Source organism: Burkholderia sp. APQ4-4ca, from assembly GCF_057837105.1.
In genome coordinates this window covers 1-7,448 of record NZ_JBYQCG010000067.1, presented here as the reverse complement: position 1 = coordinate 7,448, position 7,448 = coordinate 1, and the positions used below count along the sequence as shown (strand labels likewise).

Below are 7,448 nucleotides of genomic sequence, written 5' to 3'. Positions count from 1 at the left end.
ACGCGTTCTACCTGGAAAACGTCGCGCGGCTCGCGACGATCATGCGCCAGGCCGGCCTGAACGTGCGCTTCGGCTCGCTCGACCCCAGCATCACCGACATGACGCCGATCACGCTGGCCGACGGCCAGAAGATCGTGCTGGAGCCGCTCGAGCGTTCGCAGCGCCGCCTTGGCCTGAAGAATTTCGACCCGTGCTCGATCCTGCTGAACAACGACCTGTCGGCCGGCATCCCGGCCGTGCTGGAAAACCTGCACGAGCAATACCTGCTGCCGCCGCTGCACGCGGGCTGGGCCGTGCGCCGCAAGTCGACGCACTTCGCGTGCTACGACGACGTCGCGAAGAAGTTCGCGAAGATGGTCGGCGTCGATCCGTGGATGGTGAATCCGTATTTCGCGCACGTGGAAGGCGTCGACTGGCAGGCGCATGAAGGCGAGCAGGCGCTCGCCGACGCGATCGACGGCGTGCTGAAGAAGATCGCGCGCAAGTATCGCGAATACGGGATCAGCGAGAAGCCGTACGTCGTCGTGAAGGCCGACGCGGGCACCGCGGGCCGCGGCGTGATGACCGTGCACGACGCGGCCGAGATCGGCCGCATGACGAAGGCCGAGCGCGCGCAGATGGCCGAATCGAAGGCCGGCCTCGCGGTGCGCGACGTGATCGTGCAGGAAGGCGTCTATACGTTCGAGCGCGTCGGCGACGAAGTGGCCGAGCCGGTCGTGTACATGATCGACCGCTACGTGGTCGGCGGCTTCTACCGCACGCACGGCGGCCGCGAGCGCGACCAGAACCTGAACGCGCCCGGCATGCACTACGTGCCGCTCGGCTTCGAGCACACCGCGCTGCCGGATGCGGGCGCCAAGCCGGGCGCCGCGCCGCCGAACCGTTTCTACATGTACGGCGTCGTCGCGCGGCTGTCGCTGATCGCGTCGTCGATCGAACTGGAAAAGACCGACCCCGAAGCCATTCAGGTGTAACGGACCTTCGCTACGTACAGGACCCGCATGGACATTCTTTTTATCGCCGACCCGCTCGAGCGTTTCAAGATCTACAAGGATTCGACCTACGCGATGATGGCGGAGGCCGCCCGGCGCGGGCATGTGGTGTACGCGTGCGAGCCGCGCCACCTCGCGTGGACGGGCTCGGCCGTCGAAGCCGACGTGCGGCGCATCACGTTCGTCGGCGAGCTGGACGACCTGCATCGCGACACCTGGTTCGAAGCGGGCGCGGTCGACGCGCGCCGCCTCGAATCGTTCGGCGCGGTGCTGATGCGCAAGGATCCGCCGTTCGACATGGAATACGTGACGTCGACGTGGCTGCTCGAGCTGGCCGAGCGCGCGGGCGCACGCGTGTTCAACAAGGCGCAGTCGATCCGCGATCATTCGGAGAAGCTCGCGATCGGCGAGTTTCCGCAGTTCGTCGCGCCGACGCTCGTCACGCGCGATGCGAAGCGTCTGCGTGCGTTCCACGCCGAGCACGGCGACGTGATCCTGAAGCCGCTCGACGGGATGGGCGGGATGGGCGTGTTCCGCGTGAAGCCGGACGGCATGAACCTCGGCTCGATCGTCGAGATGCTGAGCCACGACGGCACGCGCTCGGTGATGGCGCAGAAGTTCATTCCCGAGATCAAGGCCGGCGACAAACGCATTTTGCTGATCGGCGGCGAGCCGGTGCCGTATTCGCTCGCGCGGATTCCGCAGGGCAGCGAAGTGCGCGGCAATCTCGCCGCGGGCGGCCTCGGCGTCGCGCAGCCGCTGACGGCCCGCGATCGCGAGATCGCCGCCACGCTGGGGCCCGTGCTCGCGTCGCGCGGGCTGCTGCTGGTCGGCCTCGACGCGATCGGCGACTGGCTGACCGAGGTGAACGTCACGAGCCCGACGTGCTTCCGCGAGATCATGGAGCAGACGGGCTTCGACGTCGCCGCGATGTTCATCGACGCGCTGGAGCGTGCGGCCGCGTAGGCCGCCTCCCGCGCAACCCCGGCGGCGGCCGCGCAGGTCCCCCGTCGCCGGAGCAGCTTGACCGGCCTGCTACAATGCCCGCTTGCCCGGTGCCGTGATCGGCGCACCGAAGGCCCGGCGGTCGGGCCGACACTGTTGCAAGGCTGAACATGAAACGTTTCCCACACTCGCTACGCTCATTGCCCCGCCGCGGGGTATCGGCCCGCCAGGGGCGGCCGGGAGCGATCTGACATGGCCGGGATCCTGATCATCGCGCACGCTCCGCTCGCCACCGCGCTGCGGGATTGCATCGCGCACATCTACGGCGGCGTGCCCGCCCGCATCGGTTGCATCGACGTGATGGCCGACAGCGATCCGTCCCAGGTGATGGCGTTCGCGCACGCGGAACTCGCGCGGCTGCGCGAAGACAACGGCGTGGTCGTGCTGACCGACATGTACGGCGCGACGCCCGCGAACATCGCGGGCCAGCTCGCGAAGCTCGACAACGTGCGCGTGCTGGCCGGCGTGAACCTGCCGATGCTCGTGCGGGCCGTCTGCTACCGCACCGTGCCGCTCGACAAGCTGGTCGACAAGGCGCTGTCCGGCGGCGCGAAGGGCGTCCACGAGGTGTCGGCCGGCACGCCGCCGCCGCCGAGCGAAACCGGCTGCGGCCAGTGCGCGCCGATTCCGCCTGAACCGCAGCCGCGCACCGAATCGCACTGAGCCCCCGTTTTTCGTTTTAGACCGACCCGCCTGCGCGCGCCGCCGGCGGTCCCGACCGACCCGACCGAGAATCATGCTTCAACAAGAAACCACCATCGTCAATAAATTGGGGCTCCATGCGCGTGCATCGGCCAAGCTTACGCAACTGGCCGGCAACTTCCAGTCGGAAGTCTGGATGACACGCAACGGGCGCAAGATCAACGCGAAGAGCATCATGGGCGTGATGATGCTGGCGGCCGGCATCGGCAGCACCGTGACGATCGAGACCGACGGGCCCGACGAGCGGGAAGCGATGGATGCGCTGCTGAAATTGATTGCCGACAAGTTCGGCGAAGGCCAGTGATCGCTGCGCGGGATCGTTGCCGTTTCCAGTCGGAATGCCGCGGGTTTCGCGGCATTTTTTTCGTCGGAAGCATTGATGCGAAATGTGCAATGCTGCGCTGCATGCAGCCAGCAGGGAGTCGCGGAATTTATAATCGCTAACCGGGGTCATAAGCGCATCGCAGCAGTGTGCCGCGGCTTTACTTGTACAGAGGAGGTGCGCGTGTCCTTCACGCTGCATGGCATTCCCGTCTCACGAGGTATCGCGATCGGGCGAGCGTACCTGATCGCGCCGGCGGCGCTCGACGTCGCCCATTACCTGATCGAGGCCAACCAGACCGACGCCGAAGTGGAGCGGTTCCGCACGGCGCTCGACGTCGTGCGTCGCGAGCTCGAGGCACTGCGCGCCGACCTGACCGACGACACGCCGAGCGAAGTCGGCGCCTTCATCGACGTCCATACGATGATCCTGAGCGACGAGATGCTCGTGCAGGAAACCATCGACCTGATCCGCACGCGCCGCTACAACGTCGAATGGGCGCTGACCGAGCAGCTCGAACTGCTCACGCGCCATTTCGACGACATCGAGGACGAATACCTGCGCGAGCGCAAGGCCGACATCGAGCAGGTGGTCGAGCGCGTGCTGAAGGCGCTCGCCGGTGCGCCGTCCGCGTCGCAGGCGCTCGACCGCGCGGCCCGCAACGGCACGAGCGAGATGATCGTCGTCGCGCACGACATCGCGCCGGCCGACATGATGCAGTTCAAGACGCAGTCGTTCCAGGCGTTCGTCACCGATCTCGGCGGCCGCACGTCGCACACGGCGATCGTCGCGCGCAGCCTCGGCATTCCGGCCGCGGTCGGCGTGCAGCATGCGAGTTCGCTGATCCGCCAGGACGACCTGATCATCGTCGACGGCGACCAGGGCATCGTGATCGTCGATCCGGCGCCGATCGTCCTCGAGGAATACTCGTATCGCCAGTCCGAGAAGCTGCTGGAGCAACGCAAGCTGCAGCGCCTGAAGTTCTCGCCGACGCAAACGTTGTGCGGCACGAAGATCGACCTGTACGCGAACATCGAACTGCCCGACGACGCGAAGGCGGCCGTCGAGGCCGGCGCGGTCGGCGTCGGCCTGTTCCGCTCCGAGTTCCTGTTCATGCATGAGAAGGAGATGCCGGAAGAGGAGGAGCAGTTCGCCGCGTACAAGCGGGCCGTCGAGTGGATGAAGGGCATGCCGGTGACGATCCGCACGATCGACGTCGGCGCCGATAAACCGCTCGAGGCGCTCGACGAAGGCTACGAAACGGCGCCGAACCCGGCGCTCGGGCTGCGCGCGATCCGCTGGAGCCTGTCCGAGCCGCAGATGTTCCTCACGCAGTTGCGCGCGATCCTGCGCGCGTCCGCGTTCGGCCAGGTGAAGATCCTGATCCCGATGCTCGCGCACGCGCAGGAGATCGACCAGACGCTCGACCTGATCCGCGAGGCGAAGCGCCAGCTCGACGACGCGGGGCTCGCATACGACCCGAACGTGCGCCTCGGCGCGATGATCGAGATTCCGGCCGCCGCGATCGCGTTGCCGCTGTTCCTGAAGCGCTTCGATTTCCTGTCGATCGGCACGAACGACCTGATCCAGTACACGCTCGCGATCGATCGCGCCGACAACGCGGTCGCGCACCTGTACGACCCGCTGCATCCGGCCGTGCTGCACCTGATCGCGTATACGTTGCGCGAGGCGAAGCGGGCGGGCGTGTCGGTGTCGGTATGCGGGGAGATGGCGGGCGACCCGGCGCTCACGCGCCTGTTGCTCGGGATGGGGCTCACCGAGTTCTCGATGCACCCGAGCCAGTTGCTCGTCGTGAAGCAGGAGATCCTGCGTGCGCACCTGAAGGCGCTCGAGAAGCCGACGGCCGACGTGCTGGCCGCGTTCGAGCCGGAAGAAGTGCAGGCCGCGCTGCAGCGGCTGTCGGTTGCCGAGCCGCGGGCGGATGCGGCCGCGTAGGCGTTTTCGCCGCCGCTAACGGTAGAGAAGTGTCACGCATGCGCTTGCGGCGCATGCCCGTCGCGCGTCAGTGCCGGCCTCCGCACACGGGGCAGTCGGCCTGGCGCGCGATTTTCATCGTCGTCCATTCCATCCGCAGCGAATCGAGCATCATCAGCCGCCCGTTGAGCGTCTTGCCGATGCCGCCGATCACGCGCAGCGCCTCGGCCGCCTGCATCGCGCCGATGATCCCGACGGTCGGCGCGAACACACCCATCGTCGAACACGCGACTTCCTCGAACGGCTGGTCTTCCGGAAACACGCACGCATAGCAGGGCGCGGCCGCGTCGCGGAAGTCGAACGTGCTGATCTGGCCGTCGAAGCGCAGTGCGGCGCCCGACACGAGCGGCACGCCGTGCGCGACGCACGCGCGGTTGATCGCATGCCGCGTCGCGAAGTTGTCGGTGCAATCGAGCACGACGCTCGCGTGCGGCACGTGCGCGTCGAGCCACGCATCGTCGACGCGCGCCGCGACCGCGTTCACCGTCACCTCGGGATTCAGCCGCGCGAGCGCGTCGCGCCCCGATTCGACCTTGCTGCGGCCGACGGACGCCGTCCCGTGCAGGATCTGCCGCTGCAGGTTCGTGAGGTCGACCGTGTCGGCGTCGACGAGCGTGAGCGTGCCGACCCCCGATGCCGCGAGATACATCGCGGCCGGCGAGCCGAGGCCGCCCGCGCCGACGACGATCGCATGCGCGTCGAGAAAGCGTTGCTGCGCCTCGATGCCGATTTCGTCGACGAGGATGTGGCGGGAGTAGCGAAGGAGTTGATCGTCGTTCATGGGCAGGCGTGAGCGAGGCGGGCGGACGTTCGTTATTTTAGGCGCGCATGAAAAACGGGCCATCGCGGTCTTCCCGCGATGGCCCGTTGGATGCCGGCCGGCGCTTACTTCGGCGCGGAGGCAGGCTTCGGTGCGGAAGCCGGCTTCGCGGCGCTCGCGCCCGATGCCTTCGAGCTTGCGGCAGCCTTGGCGGCCGGGCTCTTCGTCGTGCTCTCGGCGAGCAGCGACTTCGATTCCTGGACCGGCTTGCCTTCGAGCTTGTTGAGCGCCTGCTGCATCATGAAGTCGTCGGCGCTGCCGAACTCGATCGGCTTGCGATCGCGATCCTTCTGGCGCTGCTCCGGCGTCTTCTTGTCGTTCTGCTCCTCGAGAATGCGCAGCTGATCCAGCCGGCGCTGCTCGCGCTCTTCCTGTTCCTTCTTCTCGTTCGGATCCTGCGTGTTCGCGAGGTGGTTCGTGTAGTCGACCTCGCGCGTCACGAGCACGTCGTCCGGATCGCCGTCCGCGTACTGATCGACCGGCACGTCCGGCGTGATGCCCTTGTTCTGGATCGAACGACCGCTCGGCGTGTAGTAGTACGCGGTGGTCAGGCGCAGCGCGGTGTCGGCCGTCATCGGGCGGACCGTCTGCACCGAACCCTTGCCGAACGTCGTCTTGCCCATGATCTGCGCGCGCTTCGAATCCTGCAGCGCACCGGCGACGATTTCCGACGCGGACGCCGAATACGCGTTCGTCAGCACGATCATCGGCACGGTCTTGAAGATGGGCGGCAGGTTCTTCAGCGGATCGCCGTCGAAGGACGGCAGGCGATAGTTGTCGTACGTATCGCGGTAGACCTGCTTCGAATCGGGGATCTGGCCGTTGGTCGACACGACGACCGAGTCCGGCGGCAGGAACGCGCCGGCCACGCCCACCGCGCTCTGCAGCAGGCCGCCGCCGTTGTTGCGCAGGTCGAGGATCAGGCCCTTCAGGTTCGGCTGCTGGCGCGCGATGTCCTGCAGCTTCTGCGCGAGATCGGGCGTCGTGCGCTCCTGGAAGCTCGTGATGCGGATGTACGCGTAGCCCGGATCGAGCATCTTCATCTTCACGCTCTGGACCTTGATGATCGCGCGCGTGACGGTGACCGGGAACGTGCGGTCGTCGCTCTTGCGGAAGATCGTGAGCGTGACCTTGGTGCCCGGCTCGCCGCGCATCTGCTTGACGGCCTTGTCGAGCGTCATGCCGCGCACCGGCTTGTCGTTGATGCGCGTGATCAGGTCGCCCGGACGGATGCCGGCGCGGAACGCGGGGGTGTCCTCGATCGGCGAGATCACCTTGACGAGGCCGTCTTCCTGCGAGATCTCGATGCCGAGACCCGCGAAGCGGCCCTTCGTCTGCTCCTGCAGCTCGTCATAGTCGGTCTTGTCGAGGAACGACGAGTGCGGGTCGAGGCTCGACACCATGCCCTTGATCGCGGCCGTCAGCAGCTTCTTGTCGTCGACCGGTTCGACGTATTCGCGCTTGATCTGCCCGAATACTTCCGCGAACAGGCGGAGCTGGTCGAGGGGAAGCGGCGCCGTGGCGGTCTGCTCGGCCGATGCGGAAACCTGCAGCGTGGCGAACACGCCCGTGGCGAGGCCCGCGGCAATCAGGCCGATGTTCTTCAAATTCA

The 7,448-nt window shown here is 67.0% G+C and carries 7 protein-coding genes; 5 read left to right on the top strand and 2 right to left on the bottom strand.

What is annotated here, in order from left to right; all coding sequences use genetic code 11:
* The 5 genes from gshA to ptsP form a co-directional block, all read left to right on the top strand.
* The coding region (gene gshA / locus AC3IFE_RS04670) for a glutamate--cysteine ligase (RefSeq protein ID WP_489189739.1) at nucleotides 1–974 on the top strand (974 nt) is incomplete at its 5' end.
* Between the two features lie 27 nt (nucleotides 975–1,001).
* Nucleotides 1,002–1,958 carry a glutathione synthase gene (gene gshB / locus AC3IFE_RS04665; RefSeq protein WP_089468536.1) on the top strand — a complete coding sequence of 319 codons (957 nt, stop codon included), beginning with the start codon at nucleotides 1,002–1,004 and terminating at the stop codon, nucleotides 1,956–1,958.
* 231 nt (nucleotides 1,959–2,189) lie between these two features.
* Nucleotides 2,190–2,660 (top strand): PTS sugar transporter subunit IIA, encoded by a 471-nt coding sequence (locus AC3IFE_RS04660; protein WP_089468535.1) that lies wholly within the window; start codon nucleotides 2,190–2,192, stop codon nucleotides 2,658–2,660.
* 73 nt (nucleotides 2,661–2,733) lie between these two features.
* Entirely contained in the window at nucleotides 2,734–3,003 is a 270-nt protein-coding gene (locus AC3IFE_RS04655; RefSeq protein WP_059506557.1) for an HPr family phosphocarrier protein, read from the top strand.
* A 201-nt stretch (nucleotides 3,004–3,204) separates the two neighbouring features.
* Nucleotides 3,205–4,977, top strand: a complete 1,773-nt coding sequence (gene ptsP / locus AC3IFE_RS04650; RefSeq protein ID WP_089468795.1) for a phosphoenolpyruvate--protein phosphotransferase — start codon at nucleotides 3,205–3,207, stop codon at nucleotides 4,975–4,977.
* 67 nt (nucleotides 4,978–5,044) lie between these two features.
* Here the strand turns inward: ptsP and AC3IFE_RS04645 are convergent, their stop codons facing one another.
* Both AC3IFE_RS04645 and AC3IFE_RS04640 read right to left on the bottom strand, forming a co-directional pair.
* Nucleotides 5,045–5,797, bottom strand: a complete 753-nt coding sequence (locus AC3IFE_RS04645) for a HesA/MoeB/ThiF family protein (protein WP_489189738.1) — start codon at nucleotides 5,795–5,797, stop codon at nucleotides 5,045–5,047.
* A 104-nt stretch (nucleotides 5,798–5,901) separates the two neighbouring features.
* A complete protein-coding gene (locus AC3IFE_RS04640; protein WP_489189785.1) occupies nucleotides 5,902–7,443 on the bottom strand; it encodes a S41 family peptidase in 1,542 nt (513 codons plus the stop codon).
* Nucleotides 7,444–7,448: the final 5 nt, after the last annotated feature.

Bases quoted from the DNA above. Each gene is read 5' to 3' on its own strand.
- gshB (WP_089468536.1), top strand. From the start codon at position 1,002: ATGGACATTCTTTTTATCGCCGACCCGCTCGAGCGTTTCAAGATCTAC.
- AC3IFE_RS04660 (WP_089468535.1), top strand. From the start codon at position 2,190: ATGGCCGGGATCCTGATCATCGCGCACGCTCCGCTCGCCACCGCGCTG.
- AC3IFE_RS04655 (WP_059506557.1), top strand. From the start codon at position 2,734: ATGCTTCAACAAGAAACCACCATCGTCAATAAATTGGGGCTCCATGCG.
- AC3IFE_RS04645 (WP_489189738.1), bottom strand. From the start codon at position 5,797: ATGAACGACGATCAACTCCTTCGCTACTCCCGCCACATCCTCGTCGAC.